Below are 18,354 nucleotides of genomic sequence, written 5' to 3' on the forward strand. Positions count from 1 at the left end.
GGGGCGCGCGTCAGAAGGCCGCGTCCTTGATCTTCTGCCAGGACAGCCCCGCGGGGGCGGGGATGTCCTTGCTGGAGAGGCGCCGGCGGAAGATCCAGTACGTCCACGCCTGGTAGGCGATGACGAGCGGCGTGAGCACCACCGCCACCCACGACATCACCGTGAGCGTGTACGGCGTCGAGGCGGCCTCCGCCACCGTGAGGGCCTCGCCACCGTCGAGCGCGGGGATCACGTCGGGGTACATGGAGCCGAAGATCAGGACGACGGCGCTCGCGATGGCGACGGCCGAGAGCGTGAACGCCCATCCCTCCCGTCGCGCCCGCGCCGCCACGACCACGCCGACCAGCGCGAGGGCCGCGACGCCGACGGCCGCCCACGTCCACGTCGCCGAGTAGGCGACCTGGGCCCAGACGGCCCAGCCGCCCGCGACGACGAGCGCGACCACGGACAGCGCCGACGCGAGCCGGCCGGCGCGCTCGCGCACGTCGCCGTCGGTCTTGAGGGCGACGAACACGCTGCCGTGCAGAAGGAAGAGCACCAGCGTGGTGAGGCCGCCGAGCAGGGCGAACGGGTTGAGCAGCGCCCAGAAGCCGCCCACGTACTGGTGGTCGACGTCGAGCAGCAGGCCGCGCACCAGGTTGCCGAACGCGACGCCCCACATGATCGACGGGATCCACGACCCGAACTGGATGGCGACGTCGCAGCGCCGCGCCCACCGGGCGTCGGAGATCTTGCCGCGGTACTCGAACGCGACGCCGCGCGCGATGAGGCCCAGCAGGATGATCAGCAGCGGCAGGTAGAAGCCGGAGAACATCGTGGCGTACCACTCGGGGAAGGCGGCGAAGGTGGCGCCGCCCGCGGTGAGCAGCCACACCTCGTTGCCGTCCCACACCGGGCCGATCGTGTTGATCAGCACCCGGCGTTCCTTGTCGCGCTGCTCCCTGCCGCCGCGCGGCAGGATCGACAGCAGCATGCCGACGCCGAAGTCGAAGCCCTCGAGCACGAGGTAGCCCGTCCACAGGACGGCGATGATGACGAACCAGAGGATCGCGAGGTCCACGGGGGTCTCCCAGTTCTCGGTGTCGGGCGCTCAGTACGCGAAGGACAGGGGGCGGTCGGTGTCGTCGGGCTCCTGCGCCTCCGGCGACTCGTCGCGGACGGAGTCGGGGACCCCTTCGACCGCGTACCGGTGCATCAGCCGGTACCAGACGACGGCGAGCACCGCGTAGACCAGCGTCAGCACGATCATCGACGTGAGGATCACGCCCGCCGGCACCGCCGTGGACACGCCGCGCTCGGTGAGCAGCCGCACCTGGTCGATGCCCGTCGGGTTGGGCGCCACCACCCACGGCTGGCGGCCCACCTCCGTGAAGATCCACCCGAACGAGCAGGCGAGGAACGGCATGGGGATCGCGAGAAGGCCCAGCCTGCCCAGCCAGACGTTGTCGCTCACCCTGCCCTTGCGGGTGGCCCACAGCGCGGCGAGCGCGAGCGCCAGGGAGAACACCGCCAGTCCGATCATGAGCCGGAACGACCAGTACGTGATGGCCAGCGGCGGCGTGTACGTGACGGGCTCGCCCGACGCGGTGACGTCGCCGTACCGCTCGGTGTACTGCTCCTGCACGTCGTAGACGCCGGGCAGGTAGGACTCGGGACCCGAGAAGTGGCCGGTGCCGAGGAAGCTGGTGACGCCCGGCACGGAGATGAGGTGGTCCACGTCCTCGCACCCGGCGTACAGGGGGCCGACGGCGAGGATGGAGAACTCGGCGGCCTCGGTGCCCTCGCACAGGGCCTCGGCCGACGACATCTTGCCGGGCTGCTGCTCGTACATGAGCTTGCCCTGGAGGTCGCCCGACCAGATCACCCCGGCGCCGGCGATGATCATGGTCCACACGCCGACGAGGACCGCGGGCCTGTACACGGTGCGCGCCTTCTCGACGTTCTCGGGCTTCTTGCTGCGCACCAGCCGGACCATCCACCACGTGGCGATGCCGCAGACGAACGTGCCCGCGGTGAGGAACGCGGCCGTGATCGTGTGCGGGAACGCGGCCCACAGCGTGTTGTTCGTGAGCACGGCGCCGATGGACTCCATCTCGGCGCGCCCGGTCTCCTCGTTGTAGATCGTGCCCACGGGGTGCTGCATCCACGAGTTCGCCGCGAGGATGAAGAACGCCGAGAGGTTCGTCGCGAGCGCGAACAGCCAGATGGCCGCGAGGTGCACCTTCTTGGACACGCGGTCCCAGCCGAAGATCCACAGGCCGAGGAAGACGGACTCGACGAAGAAGGCCGCCAGCGCCTCCATCGCGAGCGGCGCGCCGAAGACGTCGCCGACGAAGCGGGAGTACTCGCTCCACGCCATCCCGAACTGGAACTCCTGCCAGATGCCGGTGACCACGCCCAGCGCGAAGTTGATCAGCAGGAGCTTGCCGAAGAACTTGGTCAGCCGGAGCCAGCGCTCCTTCTTGGTGACGACCCACGCCGTCTGCATCCCGGCGACCAGCGGTGCGAGGCCGATGGTCAGCGGGACGAAGATGAAGTGGTACACGGTCGTGATGGCGAACTGCCAGCGGGCCAGTGCGAGGGCGTCCACGGGGTTCTCCTTGCTCGTTCGTCCGACCGGTCTCTCGACCGTAGGACCACCGGTGCGCGGGCGCACGACCAGCGCTGTCGTCGTCACGGGACGGGATTCGTGAAGACTTTCACGATCTAAGTAGTGAAGGTCTTCACAAGTCAAGCCGGGGCGGGTCGCGCCCGCGACGTGCGGCGTCGGGTCACGCGGCGGGGCGCGCAGGATGCGATACTGGTGCGAAGCCGTCCTGGCCCACATCCCGGGGCGGCCCACGAGCTCGCAGCACTCGCGATCCGCACGCGATGCCGCCGCCAGGCCACGAGGCCGGGCGGCGGGCGTCCGCGAAGAGCGCGGTGCCGCAGCCGGAACCGAGACTTCCGTCGGCCGGCGCGCTGAGCAGCGCGCGCGTCCGACGACGACCACCGGTGGCCCGCACGTGTGGGGGCGGGGCCGCCGGAGCTGGAGCGCTTTTCGTGACGTCCGACAACCCGACCGACGCCGCAGCCCGCAAGCCCGCCCGCCGTCGCGCCACCCGGGCCGCCGCCGCACCCCAGGGCCCGCAGGCCGAGCAGCCCGCCGCCCCCGCGGCCGCCCCCCTCTCCGACCTGGTCCTGCCGGAGCGTGCCGACGCCCAGGCCGAGACGGCCGCGGGCGGCGCCGCGTCGCTTGCCGACATCGTGCTGCCGGAGGGGCCCGCCGGGCGTGCGGCCGACGAGGTCGCCGAGAAGCCGGCGCGCTCCCGCCGCCGCGCCACCCGCACCACCGGAGCGCAGCGCGCCACCGAGCCCGAGGCCACCACCGAGGCCACCACCGAGCCCGTCGCCGCCGAGCCGGCCGACGAGGTTCCTGCCGCCGAGCCCGAGGCCGCGCCGGCCAAGAGCCGCAGCACGTCCGGCGGCACGCGCACCCGCGCCCGCCGCACGGCTGCGTCGAAGGACGAGGTCCCCGCCGAGACCACCGAGGAGACCGCGCAGGCCGACGCCGCGGAGGCCGCCCCCGCGAAGAAGGCGCCCGCGAAGCGGGCGACCAAGAAGGCCACCACCCGGAAGGGCGCCGGCGCGGCGAAGGACGCCGAGAAGCCCGCCGGGCAGGCCGCTGCCGCGGAGGCCAAGCCTGAGGCGGCCGCGGAGAAGACCGCCGAGCAGACCGCGCCGCGCTCGCCGGCCGTGCGGGGCGGCGGGTCGGCCACCCCGCGCCTCGCGACGACGGCCGTGCTGTTCCAGGCGCCCGACCTGTCGACCGCACGCCGGTCCCGCCGCGCGCAGGCCCCCGCCGGCCCGCCGCGCCCGCACGACGCGCCGGCCGAGGAGGCGACGAGCGCGGCCGAGCCCGAGGTCGCGACGAGCGCACCCGAGAAGGCTCCGGCGCCCGCCGTCGAGACGCCGAAGGACGAGCCGACGCGGACCCGGTCGCGCCGTGCGACCCGCGGCACCCGCGCCGCGAAGGCCGCGGAGCCCGCCGAGCAGGTGGCTCCGGAGGCTCCCGTCGAGGCGCCCGCCGCCGCCGACGCCCAGGTCGCGGAGCCCGTCGGGTCGCCGGCGTCCACGGAGCGGGTGGCCGACGTCGAGCTCAGCGAGGACGAGGCCGCCGCGGTCGAGGAGGTCGGCGCGATCGAGTCCGAGCTCGTGGCCGAGGGCGTCGAGCTCGTCGACCTGGGCCCGGAGGACCTGAGCGACGAGGACGGCGAGGACGACGAGATCCGCCCGCGCCGGCGCCGGCGCCGGGGTGGACGCGGCCGTCGGGGCGGTCGCCGCCCCGAGGGCGAGGACCTGGACGACGAGGACGGTTCCGACGAGGGTGCCGGCGAGGACGAGCGCCCCGCCGAGACCGAGGTCGACGACCACGGCCGCGGCGAGGACCAGGCCGACGAGCAGGCCGACGAGCAGGGCGAGGACGAGGGCGGCGAGTCCGCCACGAGCCGTCGCCGTCGTCGCCGTCGCCGCGGCACCCGCCAGGAGCGGGCCGAGGCCGCCGTGGCGCGTACCCGTGACCGCGACGAGGTCACAGCCCTCAAGGGCTCGACGCGCCTCGAGGCGAAGCGCCAGCGCCGCCGCGAGGGTCGCGACGCCGGCCGCCGCCGCCAGATCATCACCGAGGCCGAGTTCCTCGCACGCCGCGAGTCCGTGACGCGGTCGATGGTGGTGCGCGAGCGCGACGGCCGCACGCAGATCGCCGTGCTCGAGGACGGCGTGCTCGTGGAGCACTACGTCTCGCAGCAGTCGCAGGCGTCGATGGTGGGCAACGTCTACCTCGGCCGCGTGCAGAACGTGCTGCCCAGCATGGAGGCCGCGTTCGTCGACGTCGGCAAGGGGCGCAACGCCGTCCTGTACGCCGGCGAGGTGAACTGGGACGCCGCGGGGCTCGAGGGCCAGCCGCGCCGCATCGAGGAGGCCCTGAAGTCGGGCGACTCCGTGCTCGTGCAGGTCACGAAGGACCCGATCGGGCACAAGGGCGCGCGCCTCACCTCGCAGGTCACGCTCGCGGGCCGGTACCTGGTGTTCGTGCCGGGTGGCGGCATGACCGGGATCAGCCGCAAGCTGCCCGACACCGAGCGCAGCCGGCTCAAGAAGATCCTGCGCGACGTCGTGCCCGAGGGCGCGGGCGTCATCGTGCGCACCGCCGCCGAGGGCGCGAGCGAGGCGGAGCTGCGCGCCGACGTCGAGCGCCTCGAGGCCCAGTGGGCCGCGATCCAGAAGAAGTCGTCGTCGGCCAGCGCCCCGGCGCTGCTGCAGGGCGAGCCCGACCTCGCGATCCGCGTCGTCCGCGACATCTTCAACGACGACTTCTCGTCGCTGCAGATCCAGGGCCAGGGCGCGTGGGACGAGATCGCCCAGTACGTCGAGGAGCTCGCCCCCGACCTGCGCGACCGCGTGACGAAGTGGACCGAGAACACCGACGTGTTCGCCGTGCACCGCGTGGACGAGCAGCTCGCCAAGGGCATGGACCGCAAGGTCTGGCTGCCGTCCGGCGGGTCGCTGGTCATCGACCGCACCGAGGCCATGACGGTCATCGACGTCAACACCGGCAAGTTCACCGGCGCGGGCGGCACGCTCGAGGAGACCGTCACGCGGAACAACCTCGAGGCGGCCGAGGAGATCGTGCGCCAGCTGCGGCTGCGCGACATCGGCGGCATCGTCGTCATCGACTTCATCGACATGGTGCTCGAGTCGAACCGCGACCTCGTGCTGCGCCGGCTGGTGGAGTGCCTGGGCCGCGACCGCACCAAGCACCAGGTGGCCGAGGTCACCTCGCTCGGTCTCGTGCAAATGACCCGCAAGCGCGTGGGCCAGGGCCTGGTCGAGGCGTTCTCCGAGACCTGCGAGCACTGCAAGGGCCGTGGGTTCATCGTGCACAGCGAGCCGATCGAGAAGAACGGTGCCCACCAGCACCACGACGGCGACCAGGGCGAGGGGGCGAAGCGGTCGCGCCGCAAGCGCGGCGGCAAGCAGGGCGAGCCGGCGACCCCGGCGCCCGCAGCCGAGGTGCCGACCCTGCCCGAGGACCGCTCCGAGGCCCGCGAGGCCGTCAAGGCCACGCTCGCCACGATCGCGGCCGCCGCGGCGCACGCCCACGAGCACGAGCACGAGGCCAAGGACGAGGCCAAGCACGAGGCCGCGGACGGTGCGAAGGACGCCGCTCCGGCGGCGGCTCCGGCCACCGCTGCCCCGGCGCCCCTGGACCGGCCCGAGCCCTTGGACCTGCCCGAGCCCGTGGAGCCTTCGGCCGTGACGCCCGTCGCGCCGGAGACGCTCATCGATCTGCCCGAGCGGAAGCCGGAGCCGGCGGCCGAGGCCGCGGCCGACACCGTGCCCGCGGCGGCCACGAAGCCCGCGAAGAAGGCTCCGCGCCGCGCGCGGAAAGGAGCCGGAGCCCCGAAGCCTGCTCAGTCGGGTGCTGGGGAGGCTGCGGCCGCGGGAGTGACCGGCACCGAATGACCTACCGAGTGACCTGACCGCGAGGTCGAGGCGAGGGCCCGAGGTCGATGTCCAGGACATCGACCTCGGGCCCTTCGCTTCGACCTCGGCGTGTCATGCTCGGGCCATGACGGGGGACGACCGCAGCGGTGGACGGCTCGAGGTGATCGCCGGCCCGATGTTCGCCGGCAAGACGGAGGAGCTGGTGCGCCGGGTGCACCGCGCGCAGGTGGCACGCCGGGGCGTGCTCGTCGTCGCGCACGAGCTCGACACGCGCAGCGGGCCGGGCCGGGTGGCGTCCCACTCCGGGCTGGAGGTGCCCTCGCGCAACGTGCGGCACGCCGAGGAGATCCCGGGGCTCGTCACGGCGGGCACGGAGCTGGTGGCGGTCGACGAGGCGCAGTTCTTCGGCCCCGACCTCGTGGACGTCGCGACGGCGCTGGCCGACGCGGGACTCGTCGTGGTGGTGGCCGGGCTGTCCGTGACGTTCGACGGCCGGGCGTTCGCGCCGCTGCCCGAGCTGATGGCGGTCGCCGAGTCGGTCACCAAGCTCACCGCGGTGTGCGCGGTCTGCGGTCGCGACGCGGCGTTCCACGTCCGGATCGAACAGGCGCCGACCGACGACGACGCGCTGACCCCGACGTCGGGGCACGTGGGCGGGTCCGAGTCGTACGAGGCGCGCTGCCGACAGCACCGCGCCGGCTGACAAGGGGGACGCCGCCGCGCCGCCCGACGGTCAGCGGCGCCCGAGCTGCTGGCGCATCGGGCAGTCGAACGGGTCGCGGGCGGCCAGCCCGACCTCGTTGAGGTAGCGCACGACGATCGCGTAAGAGCGCGGCAGCGAGGTCTCGGTGTACGGCATCCCGAGCCGCGCGCAGTGCTCCCGGACGATCAGCCGGGCGCGCGCCAGGTGGGGACGCGGCATGCTCGGGAACAGGTGGTGCTCGATCTGGAGGTTGAGGCCGCCCATCAGGACGCTCATCCAGGCGCCCCCACGCACGTTGCGCGACGTGAGCACCTGCTTCGACAGGAAGTCGATCTTGCTGCCCTCGGGGATCATCGTCATGCCCTTGTGGTTGGGCGCGAACGTCGCACCCATGTAGACGCCGAACACGGCGAGCTGCACGCCGAGGAAGGCGAACCCGAGGCCCAGGGGCAGCCACCACAGGACGACCGCCACGTAGACGGTGAGGCGCACCAGGATCGTCACGAGCTCGCGTCGGCGGGACGCGCGGTCCTCGGGCGGGCCGGTCAGCAGCGAACGCACGGCGGTCACGTGCAGGTTGAGCCCCTCGAGGGTGAGGAGGGGGAAGAACAGCCACCCCTGGCGGCGCGTGATCGCGCCCAGGAACCCGTGGTGGTCGGCGGCCGCCTCCGCGGTGAACGAGATGACGCCGGGGGCGACGTCGGGGTCCTTGCCCACCTGGTTGGGGTTGGCGTGGTGGCGGGTGTGCTTCGTCATCCACCACGAGTAGCTGATACCGACCACGGCGTTCGCCAGGATGCGGCCGACGCGGTCGTTGAGCGGCCCGGACGCGAAGACCTGCCGGTGCGCCGTCTCGTGCGTGAGGAACGCCAGCTGCGTGAGCACGACCCCGAGCGCTGCCGCGATCAGGAGCTGGAACCACGAGTCGCCCAGCAGGACGAACCCGGTCGCGACGCCGCCGAGCGCCAGGAGGAGGACCAGCCCGTTGACGAGGTAGTAGCCGTACGCCCGGCTCAGCAGCCCGGCGTCGCGCACCTCCCGGGACAGGGCACCGTACGTGCTGGTGAACTTCGCGGCGGCACCGTCGCGCGGGGCGGCGGAGCTGTCGAGTACGGCCGGGACGACTGGGGGCATGCGTGCCTCGCAGGGGTCGGGGTCGACTTCCCAGCCGAGGTGTGAGCGGTCGCTCGGTCGCGCGGATGCCCCGAGCCTACGGAACCGTAGGCTCAGGACAAGGGGGATGTCCCCCGGAGCGCGCGGAGCCTGTCGAGCACCTGTCGCGCGGTCGCGGCGTCCGCGGCCGCGAGGATCCCGCGCCCGCCGTGCACGGGACCGCCGTCGAGATCCGTGACGACGCATCCGGCCGCCTCGCACAGGGCGACACCGGGCAGGAAGTGGACGCTGCCGGCGACGCCGGCCCCGGTCACGTAGGCGGCGTGGCGACCCGCGGCCACCCAGGCGAGCGCGAGCGAGCTGGACGCGACCCGGACGGCCCAGGACGCGCGCAGCCCGGCGTCGGCGACGAGCGCCGGCGTCGCCCCGCCGTTGTCGACGTCCACGTTCACGAGGCGGGTCACGGGGGTGGGGGAGGCGTCGACCTCGGGGGAGCCGGCCGCGTCCCGCACGCGGGTGCGCACGCCGTCGGTCCACACCACCTCGCGGGTGAGGGGGTCCGCGACGGCCGCGGCCAGGACCCGTTCGATCCCGTCGCGCCGTTCCACGAGGGCGACGTTGACGCCGAACGACGGGACGCCGGCGGCGAAGTTGAGCGTGCCGCACAGTGGGTCGACGTACCAGCGCCGGGCGGCGTCGCCTCCCGACGTGCCGAGCTCCTCGCCGACGACGGCGTCGCCGGGCCGGGCCGCGGCGAGGACGGCGCGCACCGCCTGCTCGGCGGCGACGTCGGTGTCGGTGGCGAAGTCCAGCCCCACCTTCGCGTGGCGGGTCACGGGGCGTCGGAAGGCGTCGGCGACCTCGGTCGCGCCCGCCAGGGCGGCCTCGACCGCCACGTGGGTGTCGCTCACGACGCCGAGCATGGCAGACGTTCATCCTCGCCGGCCGTCGCCATGCTGCGGAGTCTCCTTCGGCGCGCAGCAGGACGTCGGACAGGACAGGGATGAAGCGCAAGGTCGCCGCGACCCTCGCGGGGGCCGTCGTGGCCACCGGCCTCACGGTGGCCCCGGCCCAGGCCGCGTCGGCCGACAAGGGGTCGGCGAGGACATCGAGCACGGGCACGCGTCCCGCTCGTGGAGGTCCGAGGTCAGGCCCGGTCCTCCACGAGCGGCACGAACGAGTAGGTCCCGTGCTCGGAGGTGCGGACCTCGCCGCGCTCGTCCCGGGTGACGAGCACCATCACGTGCCGCACGGGGATCACCATCCGGCCGCCGCGGGCGACCTGGTCGACCAGCTCCGGGGGCAGCCGTGCGGGCGCGGCGGACACCAGCACGCGGGACCACCCGCCGGCGCGCGGGGCGCCGAGGCGTCCGGGGACGGCTCGGGCCACCCGGGCCCAGGCCATGCCGGTCCGTCGCACGTTGGCCGCGCCCCAGACGGCGAGGTCCGCGTGCCGCTCGAGCCCCAGCACCGACCCGGTGGGTCCGACGAGGCGGGCGAGCAGCGCCGTCGTCCAGCCGGAGCCGGACCCGACGTCGAGCACGTCCGCGCCGACGGGCACGTCGAGGAGCCGGAGCATCGCCGCGACGGTCGACGGCTGCGAGCACGTCTGGCCGTGCCCGATCTCGACGGGGCTGTCCGCCTCGGCCCAGCGGGCCCTGGCGCGGGGCAGGAAGCCGCGCCGGTCGACGGCGCGCAGCGCGGCCGTCACCGCGTCGTCGACGCCTCCGGCCCCGGTCGGCAGGTCTGGCGCTCCGGTCCGCCCGGTCATGTCCCCATCGTCGCCCCGGAGCGGTCCGGACACCGGGCGGGACGCCGGGCGAGCGACGCCGGGCGAGCGGACCCGGCCGGGGCGACGATCGGAGGGACGGTCGGCGACGGACGTCGGCCGCCCGAGATCGGAGGACGACATGGCAGGCACGGTCGCGCGCGTCACGGAGATCACGGCCCGCTCGGACACGAGCTTCGAGGACGCGATCCGCGTCGGCCTCGAGCGGGCGGGCCAGACGGTCCGCCACATCACCGGCGCCTGGGTCAAGGAGCAGAAGGTGGAGGTGTCGGACGGCGCGATCGTCGCGTGGCAGGTGGACCTGCAGGTGACGTTCGTGCTCGAGGGCTGAGCGGAGCGTTCGCGAGGTGGGGTACGTCACGGCCGCCGGCGGGGGAGGACGTTTGAACCGATCGGCGCCGTGACGTAGTCTTGGACGTCGGCGCGCCTGTGGCGTGCCAGTCCCGTGTGTCCACGACGCACCGCACTCGACCGCCGCGGCGGGCCGAGTTGCAGACCAAGTCGGTGAAGAACGTCGTGCGACATGCCCAGACCAGGAGAGATGAGCAGCAACGTGGTGTACGCGATCGTCAAGGCCGGTGGCCGTCAGGAGAAGGTGTCCGTCGGGGACATCGTCGTCATGGACCGCCTCAAGGCCCAGGCCGGTGACACGGTGGAGCTGCCCGCTCTGCTTCTGGTGGACGGGGAGAAGGTGACCACCGACGCCGCGAAGCTGGCGAAGGTCAAGGTCACCGCCGAGGTCGTGCGGGACGAGAAGGGTCCCAAGATCATGATCCTCAAGTACAAGAACAAGACCGGTTACCGCAAGCGCCAGGGTCACCGCCAGTCGCTGACCCGCCTCAAGGTCACCGGCATCAAGTGACTCACCGCCGGGCCGAGCGCGACACCCCGCAGCACGGCCCGCGGCACTGATCCCCTCGTTCTTCGCAGAAAGCAGGTCTGACAGATGGCACACAAGAAGGGCGCGAGCTCCTCGCGCAACGGTCGTGACTCGAACTCCCAGCGCCTCGGCGTCAAGCGCTACGGCGGCCAGGTCGTCAAGGCGGGCGAGATCATCGTCCGCCAGCGCGGCACCCACTTCCACCCCGGCGACAACGTCGGCCGTGGCGGCGACGACACGCTGTTCGCGCTGACCGCCGGCTCGGTGGCCTTCGCGACGCGTCGTGGCCGCAAGGTCATCGACATCGTCGCGGCCGAGGTCTGAGCCGCACACACTTCCCCGGCTCCCACCCGAGTCGACGACGAGGGGCGCACCGTCGCGGTGCGCCCCTCGTCGCTTTGCCTGAGAGGATCTGACCATGGCCAGCTTCGTCGATCGCGTGGTGCTGCACGCCGTGGGCGGTGACGGCGGCCACGGCGTCGCGTCGATCCGCCGCGAGAAGTTCAAGCCCCTCGCGGGGCCCGACGGCGGCAACGGCGGCGACGGCGGCACCGTGAAGCTCGTCGTGGACCCGCAGACGACGACGCTGCTCGAGTACCACCACTCCCCGCACCGCCGCGCGACCAGCGGCACGCAGGGCATGGGCGACGACCGCGACGGCGCCAACGGCGGCGACCTCGTGCTCGCCGTCCCCGACGGCACCGTCGTCAAGGACCGCGACGGGAACGTGCTCGCCGACCTGGTGGGCGCGGGCGCGGAGTACGTCGTCGCGCAGGGTGGCCGCGGCGGGCTGGGCAACCGCGCGCTGGCGTCCCCGAGGCGCAAGGCCCCGGGCTTCGCGCTCCTCGGCGAGCCGGGGGAGGAGCACGAGGTCGTCCTCGAGCTCAAGTCGATCGCCGACGTCGCCCTCGTCGGGTACCCGAGCGCCGGCAAGTCCTCGCTGGTCGCGGCGATCTCCGCCGCGCGGCCCAAGATCGCGGACTACCCGTTCACGACGCTCATCCCCAACCTCGGCGTCGTGCAGGCGGGCGACACCCGTTACACCGTGGCCGACGTCCCCGGCCTCATCCCCGGAGCCAGCGAGGGCAAGGGGCTCGGGCTGGAGTTCCTGCGCCACGTCGAGCGCACCGCCGTGCTGGTGCACGTGCTCGACTGCGCCACCCTCGAGCCGGGCCGGGACCCGCTCAGCGACCTGGACGTCATCGAGGCCGAGCTGGCGGCGTACGCCGGCGACCTCGGCATCGAGGGCGGCCGGGTGCCGCTCACCGAGCGCCCGCGCCTCGTCGTCCTCAACAAGATCGACGTCCCCGAGGCCCGCGAGCTCGCCGAGCTGGTGCGCCCCGACCTCGAGGCACGCGGCCTGCGGGTCTTCGAGGTGTCCACCGCCAGCCACGAGGGGCTGCGGCCGCTCACCTTCGCGCTGGGCGAGCTCGTGGAGCGCGCCCGTGCGGCCGCCCCCGCGCCGGAGCCGACGCGCGTCGTGCTGCGCCCGCGCGCCGTCGACGAGGCGGGCTTCACCGTGACGGCCAAGCGGGAGCACGAGGGCGTCTACTACGAGGTGCGCGGCTCCAAGCCCGAGCGCTGGGTGCGGCAGACCGACTTCAACAACGACGAGGCCGTCGGCTTCCTCGCCGACCGGCTCGCCAAGCTGGGCGTCGAGGACCGGCTCCTCAAGGCCGGCGCCGTCGCGGGCGACGAGGTGCGCATCGGCGACCCCACGAACGCCGTCGTCTTCGACTGGGAGCCCACGCTCTCCACCGGCCCGGAGCTGCTGGGCGCGCGCGGCACCGACCTGCGCCTCGACGAGAGCGACCGCCCGACCCGCGGTGACAAGCGCCGCGAGCACCAGGAGCGCATGGACGCCAAGACCGAGGCGCGCCGCGAGCTGTGGACGGAGCGCCAGTCGGGTCACTGGACGGACCCCGACGACGACTGACCGCCGATCCGGCGAGAATGCACGGGTGAACGCCGCCACCTCCCGCACCAGCCTGCCGGACGCCCGCCGCGTCGTCGTCAAGATCGGTTCGTCGTCGCTCACCGGCCCGGACGGGCACCTGGACCTGGCGGCGCTGCGTGCGCTCGTCGACGTGCTGGCGGCGCGGGTGGCGGGCGGCGCCCAGGTGGTGCTCGTCTCCTCCGGCGCGATCGCGGCCGGCATCGGGCCGCTCGGCCTGAGCGCCCGGCCCCGCGACGTCGCCACCATGCAGGCCGCGGCCATGCTGGGCCAGGGTCAGCTGGTGGCCCGGTACACCGAGGCGTTCGCCGCGCATGGGCTGCAGATCGGGCAGGTGCTGCTCACCGCGGAGGACACGGTGCGGCGGTCGCGGTACCGCAACGCGCAGCGCTCCCTGGAGCGGCTGCTCGCGCTCGGCGTCGTGCCGGTCGTCAACGAGAACGACGCCGTGACCACCGACGAGCTGACCTTCGGCGACAACGACCGCCTCGCGGCCCTCGTCTCGCACCTCGTGCGCGCCGACGCGATGGTGCTGCTCACCGACGTGGACGGCCTGCACGACGCGCCCCCGTCGCGCCCCGGCGCCCGGCGCATCCCGCACGTGGCGGACCTGGCGGACCTCTCCGGGGTCGAGGTCACCGCGCGGGGGAGCGCGGTCGGCACGGGCGGCATGGTCACCAAGCTCGAGTCGGCCCGGATCGCGACCGGCGCCGGCGTGCCGGTCGTGCTGACCAGCGCGCGGAACGTCGCGGCCGCGCTGGCGGGCGAGGACGTCGGCACGTTCTTCGCGGTCACCGGCCGGCGCACGACGGCGCGCCGGCTGTGGATCGCGCACGCGGCCCAGGCGCACGGCAGGCTCCACCTCGACGACGGCGCGGCGCGGGCGGTGCTCGGTGGCCGCGCGTCGCTGCTGCCCGCGGGCGTCACGCGCGTCGAGGGGACGTTCGAGGCGGGCGACCCGGTGGAGCTGGTCGCGCCGGACGGCGCGGTCGTGGCGCGCGGGCTCGTCGCGTTCGACTCCGGCGAGCTCCCGGGCCTGCTGGGCCGCTCGACGTTCGACCTGCGGGCCGAGCTCGGGGAGGGGTACGACCGCGAGGTCGTGCACCGCGACGACCTGGTGCTCGAGCACCGGCGATGAGTTCGCCGGCCCACGGGCGTCGGTAGGGGCACGGGCGCGCACCGGGCGCGTCACGACCCGCCACCGACACAGGAGGCCGGCATGCGCCGTCATCTCCACGCCCCCGACCACGCCCTCGACCACGCCCCCACGCACGCCGCCGGCCGCGCCCTGGCGGCGGCGCTCACCGCCGTCGCCGTCGCGGCAGCCCTCGTCGTCGGGCCGTCGGCCGCGGCGTCCGACCGGGACCCGACGGAGTACACCGGCGAGCTGGCCGGGGCGCGCTACCGCGTGCTGGTCCCGGACGACTGGAACGGCACCCTGCTGCTGTTCAGCCACGGGCACTACCCGTCCGAGTTCTTCGGAGGCTTCCCCGCGCCGCACCTGCTGGGCAACCAGGAGCTGAGCGAGGAGACGCTCACCGACCACGGGTACGCCCTCGCGGGCTCGCTCTTCCAGGGCGATGGCCTCGACTTCACCGTGCCCACGGCCGTGGCGGACCAGTCGCGGCTGCTCGACTGGTTCGAGGCGACCGTGGGCGAGCCGGACCGCACCCTCACCTACGGGCAGTCGATGGGGGCCGTCACGGCGGTGAAGCACGCCGAGGCGGAGCCCGACCGGATCGACGGCGTGCTCACCGTCGGCGGCGTCCTGGACTGGGTGGGCCAGCTCGACGCGATCCTCGACATGAACCTCGCGACCCGCGTGCTGCTCACCGACGGCACCGACGCGCACGGCAACCCGATCGAGCTCGTGGACGCGGCGGACCCGCAGGCCAGCCGCGACGCCCTGGTCGCCGCCCTCACCACGGCGGCGGAGTCGCCCGAGGGGCGGGCGCGGATCTCGCTCATCGCCTCCCTCAACACCGTGACCGGGTGGTACTGGATGAACGAGCCGCGCCCCGAGGGCGCCGAGGCGTGGGCCCGGGGGCAGGCCCAGTGGCTGGTCGGGGCGTACACGCTGGGCCTGGGGCCGAGCGCCCGGGTGCACCTCGAGGAGACGCTGGGCGGCAACCCCAGCAGCACCGACCTCACCCGGCTGCGGGCGCGGCTCGCGCGGTCCGGCGACGGCGCCGGCGTGCGGGCGGCGTACGCCGCGGCAGGGCTCGACCTGCGCGCGGACCTGGCCGCACTGGAGTCGGCCGTCCCGATCGTGGCGGACCCGGCCGCCCGGGCGGCGATGGTGGCCCACCGGCCGGAGGGCACGACGCCGTCGCCGGTGCTCACCCTGCACACGACCGGCGACGGCGGCGCACCGCCGTCGGCAGAGCGGTCCTTCGCCCGGCGCGTGGCCGAGGTCGGCCACCCGGACCGGTTCCGGAGCCTGTACGTCGAGCGGGGGGCGCACCTGTCCGTGAGCCTGGGGGAGGAGCTCGTCGCCCTGCGCACGCTGAAGCGGCGCGTCGACACCGGCCGGTGGCCCTCGCTCGCCCCGCGGACGCTGGACCGCGCGGCGGACGCGCTCGGCCCGGACTACCGCGCCACGTTCGAGGTGGTCACCCAGCAGACCGTCGACCACGCCCCGGCGTTCACCCGGTTCGTGCCGCCGCCCGCGTCCCGTCCCTCCTGGTGAGAGGGGCCTGCCGCCGCGCGCGCCACCGTCGTACTCTCGGGGGATGACCACGACCCTCACCGAGGACCTGACCGCGGGCGGCTCGGGAGCCGGCACCTCGGGCGACGACGTCACGGCCGCCGTGCGCGACGTCGCGCGGCGGTCCCAGGTCGCGTCGCGGACGCTCGCGACCGCCACCAGGGCCACGAAGGACGCCGCGCTGCACGCGCTGGCCGACGCGCTCGAGGCCGCGGCCGGCGAGATCGTCACGGCGAACGCCGACGACCTCGCCCGCGGGCGGGAGCGCGGCCTGAGCGACGGGCTGCTCGACCGGCTGGCGCTCACGCCGGCGCGGATCGGCGCCATCGCCGGCGCGCTGCGCGAGCTCGCCGGCCTGCCGGACCCGGTCGGCGAGGTGGTGCGCGGCCAGACGCTGCCGAACGGCCTGCGCCTGCGCCAGCTGCGCGTGCCGATGGGCGTGGTCGGCATGATCTACGAGGCGCGGCCCAACGTCACGGTCGACGCCGCGGGCCTCGCGCTGAAGTCCGGCAACGCGGTGATCCTGCGCGGCGGCAGCGCTGCGGCGTCGTCCAACGCGGTGGTCGTCGACGTGCTGCGCCGTGCGCTGGAGGCCCAGGGCCTGCCCGCCGACCTCGTGCAGACCATCGACGCGTACGGGCGCCCCGGCGGCGTCGCGCTCATGCAGGCGCGGGGGCTGGTCGACGTGCTCGTCCCGCGCGGCGGGGCCGACCTCATCCGCACGGTCGTCGAGTCGTCGACCGTGCCGGTCATCGAGACCGGCGTCGGCAACGTGCACGTGTACGTGGACGCCACGGCCGACGTCGCGAACGCCGTCGAGATCGTCATGAACGCCAAGACGCAGCGGGTCGGGGTGTGCAACGCGGCCGAGACGCTGCTGGTGCACGCCGACGCCGCCGAGGCCTTCCTCCCCGCGGCGCTCGCGGCGCTCGGCGGGGCGGGCGTGGTGCTGCACGGCGACGCGCGCGCGGTGGCCCTGGCGCCCGAGTCGGTGGAGGCGCTCCCCGCGACCGACGCGGACTGGGCCACCGAGTACCTCGCCCTCGAGCTCGCCGTCCGGGTCGTGGACTCGCTCGACGACGCGATCGAGCACATCCGCACCTGGTCGTCGGGGCACACCGAGGCGATCCTCACCCGCGACCTGGCCGCCTCCGAGCGCTTCGTCGCCGAGGTCGACTCGGCCGCCGTCATGGTGAACGCCTCGACGCGCTTCACCGACGGCGGCGAGCTGGGCCTGGGCGCCGAGATCGGCATCTCCACGCAGAAGCTGCACGCGCGCGGGCCCATGGGCCTGGCCGAGCTCACGACCACCAAGTGGGTCGTGCACGGCGACGGGCACGTCCGGCCCGCGTGAGAGACTGACCCCCGAACCTGCCCGAAGCGACCCGTCGCACACCCACGCACAGGAGGAACCCGTGCTGCACACCGCCGTCCAGGTGGCCCAGGAGGCCGCCGAGCACGCCGAGACCATCTCCCCGATCGCGATGGGTCTCCTCGCGTTCGGTGGCCTGGTCGCCGCGCTCGTGGTGACGTACGCCTTCCGCAACGTGTCCAACCGCCACCACTGACGGCCCCCGTCCGGTCAGCGTGAACGAGCCGTCGTCGCAGCCGCGCCGTCCGCGCCTGGGCGTGATGGGCGGCACCTTCGACCCCATCCACCACGGGCACCTGGTCGCCGCCAGCGAGGCGGCGGCACTGCTCGACCTCGACGAGGTCGTCTTCGTGCCCACGGGCAAGCCGACCTTCAAGCAGCACCAGCAGGTGTCCCCGGCCGAGCACCGCTACCTGATGACGGTGATCGCGACGGCGTCGAACCCCCGGTTCACGGTGAGCCGGGTCGACATCGACCGTCCGGGGCTCACCTACACCGTCGACACGCTGCGGGACCTGCACGAGCAACGACCCGACGCCGACCTGTTCTTCATCAGCGGCGCCGACGCGATCGAGCAGATCCTGACCTGGAAGGATGCCGCGCTCCTGTGGGAGATGGCACACTTCGTGGCTGTCACGCGGCCGGGGCACCAGCTCATGGTGGACGGCCTGCCCCACGACGGGGTCACGACGCTGGAGGTCCCGGCGCTGGCGATCTCGTCGAGCGACTGCCGTCGCCGGGCGCAGGCCGGCCAACCGGTGTGGTACCTGGTGCCGGACGGCGTGGTCCAGTACATCGCCAAGCACGGTCTGTATCGAGGTCTCGATGAGTGACAACAACCCGTCCCGCCCGCTGACCCGCCGCGAGATCCGCGAGCGGGAGCAGGCCGCCGCCGCCGCGCAGGCGAACGCCGGTCCGCCGGCGCCGTCCGGGCCGGAGTACGGCGCGCCCGCCGCGGCGAGGTCGCCGTACGCCCCGCCCCCCGGGCAGGCGCCCGCGCCGCGCTTCTCCGCGCCGGCGACCAGCGCGCCGTCCCGGCGCTCGCTCCGCGAGCAGAGCCCGGCGCCCGCCGCCCCGGCCCCCGCGCCGATGGTGCGGCCGCCGTCCACCTCCGCCGGGGTGCGCGGGCTGGACGAGACCGGTCGCCTGGCCCCGATCCAGCGCCCCACCGGCGAGATGTCGCGCGCCGTCGCCCCGACGCCCCCGGTGCGCCCCGCGCCGCCGGCCGGCGCCCCGACCGCGCCGCCCGCGCGCCCCTCGACCCGCCGCGACCAGGGTGCCGCCCCGGCCGGCGCCACCGGGCTCGGGCTGCCGCCGCTGGCCGCACCGGCGAGCGCCGCGCCCCCGGCC

The 18,354-nt window shown here is 74.4% G+C and carries 16 protein-coding genes and 1 pseudogene; 12 read left to right on the forward strand and 5 right to left on the reverse strand.

Annotated elements, in window-relative coordinates; all coding sequences use genetic code 11:
* Positions 1-10 precede the first annotated feature (10 nt).
* On the reverse strand, positions 11-1,060 hold the full coding sequence (gene cydB, locus ACFQ8Y_RS18865; protein WP_430550185.1) for a cytochrome d ubiquinol oxidase subunit II: 1,050 nt from the start codon (positions 1,058-1,060) through the stop codon (positions 11-13).
* Positions 1,061-1,090: 30 nt separating this feature from the next.
* Complete coding sequence (locus ACFQ8Y_RS18870) at positions 1,091-2,590, reverse strand: cytochrome ubiquinol oxidase subunit I (RefSeq protein WP_430586420.1); 1,500 nt, start codon at positions 2,588-2,590, stop codon at positions 1,091-1,093.
* 452 nt (positions 2,591-3,042) lie between these two features.
* Between ACFQ8Y_RS18870 and ACFQ8Y_RS18875 the strand changes: the two genes are divergently transcribed.
* Entirely contained in the window at positions 3,043-6,504 is a 3,462-nt protein-coding gene (locus ACFQ8Y_RS18875) for an Rne/Rng family ribonuclease (protein WP_430586421.1), read from the forward strand.
* Between the two features lie 106 nt (positions 6,505-6,610).
* Positions 6,611-7,189, forward strand: coding sequence for a thymidine kinase (locus ACFQ8Y_RS18880; protein WP_430586422.1), 579 nt, complete (start codon positions 6,611-6,613; stop codon positions 7,187-7,189).
* A gap of 30 nt (positions 7,190-7,219) precedes the next feature.
* Here the strand turns inward: ACFQ8Y_RS18880 and ACFQ8Y_RS18885 are convergent, their stop codons facing one another.
* From ACFQ8Y_RS18885 to ACFQ8Y_RS18895, 3 genes are all read right to left on the reverse strand, one after another.
* The gene (locus ACFQ8Y_RS18885) at positions 7,220-8,323 is read right to left on the reverse strand and encodes a fatty acid desaturase family protein (RefSeq protein ID WP_430586423.1); all 1,104 of its coding nucleotides are present in this window, start codon (positions 8,321-8,323) and stop codon (positions 7,220-7,222) included.
* Positions 8,324-8,415: 92 nt separating this feature from the next.
* Positions 8,416-9,213: an inositol monophosphatase family protein gene (locus tag ACFQ8Y_RS18890; protein WP_430586424.1), complete on the reverse strand. Its 798-nt coding sequence runs from the start codon at positions 9,211-9,213 to the stop codon at positions 8,416-8,418.
* 236 nt (positions 9,214-9,449) lie between these two features.
* Positions 9,450-10,073 carry a protein-L-isoaspartate O-methyltransferase gene (locus ACFQ8Y_RS18895; protein ID WP_430586425.1) on the reverse strand — a complete coding sequence of 208 codons (624 nt, stop codon included), beginning with the start codon at positions 10,071-10,073 and terminating at the stop codon, positions 9,450-9,452.
* A gap of 139 nt (positions 10,074-10,212) precedes the next feature.
* Here ACFQ8Y_RS18895 and ACFQ8Y_RS18900 point away from each other — a divergent pair, with 139 nt between their 5' ends.
* The 10 genes and pseudogenes from ACFQ8Y_RS18900 to ACFQ8Y_RS18945 all read left to right on the forward strand — a co-directional run.
* Positions 10,213-10,422: a dodecin family protein gene (locus ACFQ8Y_RS18900; RefSeq protein ID WP_429732001.1), complete on the forward strand. Its 210-nt coding sequence runs from the start codon at positions 10,213-10,215 to the stop codon at positions 10,420-10,422.
* Positions 10,423-10,644: 222 nt separating this feature from the next.
* On the forward strand, positions 10,645-10,953 hold the full coding sequence (gene rplU / locus ACFQ8Y_RS18905; RefSeq protein ID WP_430586428.1) for a 50S ribosomal protein L21: 309 nt from the start codon (positions 10,645-10,647) through the stop codon (positions 10,951-10,953).
* A gap of 84 nt (positions 10,954-11,037) precedes the next feature.
* Positions 11,038-11,295: a 50S ribosomal protein L27 gene (rpmA, locus tag ACFQ8Y_RS18910; protein ID WP_430550177.1), complete on the forward strand. Its 258-nt coding sequence runs from the start codon at positions 11,038-11,040 to the stop codon at positions 11,293-11,295.
* Positions 11,296-11,389: 94 nt separating this feature from the next.
* Positions 11,390-12,907, forward strand: a complete 1,518-nt coding sequence (gene obgE, locus ACFQ8Y_RS18915) for a GTPase ObgE (protein ID WP_430550176.1) — start codon at positions 11,390-11,392, stop codon at positions 12,905-12,907.
* A 25-nt stretch (positions 12,908-12,932) separates the two neighbouring features.
* A complete protein-coding gene (gene proB, locus ACFQ8Y_RS18920; protein WP_430565174.1) occupies positions 12,933-14,063 on the forward strand; it encodes a glutamate 5-kinase in 1,131 nt (376 codons plus the stop codon).
* Between the two features lie 81 nt (positions 14,064-14,144).
* Positions 14,145-15,614 carry a hypothetical protein gene (locus tag ACFQ8Y_RS18925; RefSeq protein ID WP_430586426.1) on the forward strand — a complete coding sequence of 490 codons (1,470 nt, stop codon included), beginning with the start codon at positions 14,145-14,147 and terminating at the stop codon, positions 15,612-15,614.
* 43 nt (positions 15,615-15,657) lie between these two features.
* The gene (locus ACFQ8Y_RS18930) at positions 15,658-16,986 is read left to right on the forward strand and encodes a glutamate-5-semialdehyde dehydrogenase (protein ID WP_430586427.1); all 1,329 of its coding nucleotides are present in this window, start codon (positions 15,658-15,660) and stop codon (positions 16,984-16,986) included.
* Positions 16,987-17,047: 61 nt separating this feature from the next.
* Positions 17,048-17,200: a hypothetical protein gene (locus ACFQ8Y_RS18935; RefSeq protein WP_429764031.1), complete on the forward strand. Its 153-nt coding sequence runs from the start codon at positions 17,048-17,050 to the stop codon at positions 17,198-17,200.
* A 64-nt stretch (positions 17,201-17,264) separates the two neighbouring features.
* Positions 17,265-17,837, forward strand: coding sequence for a nicotinate-nucleotide adenylyltransferase (nadD, locus tag ACFQ8Y_RS18940; protein ID WP_430550379.1), 573 nt, complete (start codon positions 17,265-17,267; stop codon positions 17,835-17,837).
* A pseudogene (locus tag ACFQ8Y_RS18945) lies at positions 17,830-18,354 on the forward strand (hypothetical protein); the annotation flags it as partial. The gene nadD and the pseudogene ACFQ8Y_RS18945, both read left to right, overlap by 8 nt.

Source organism: Isoptericola sp. NPDC056605 (assembly GCF_042792795.1).
Taxonomy (GTDB): Bacteria; Actinomycetota; Actinomycetes; order Actinomycetales; family Cellulomonadaceae; genus Isoptericola.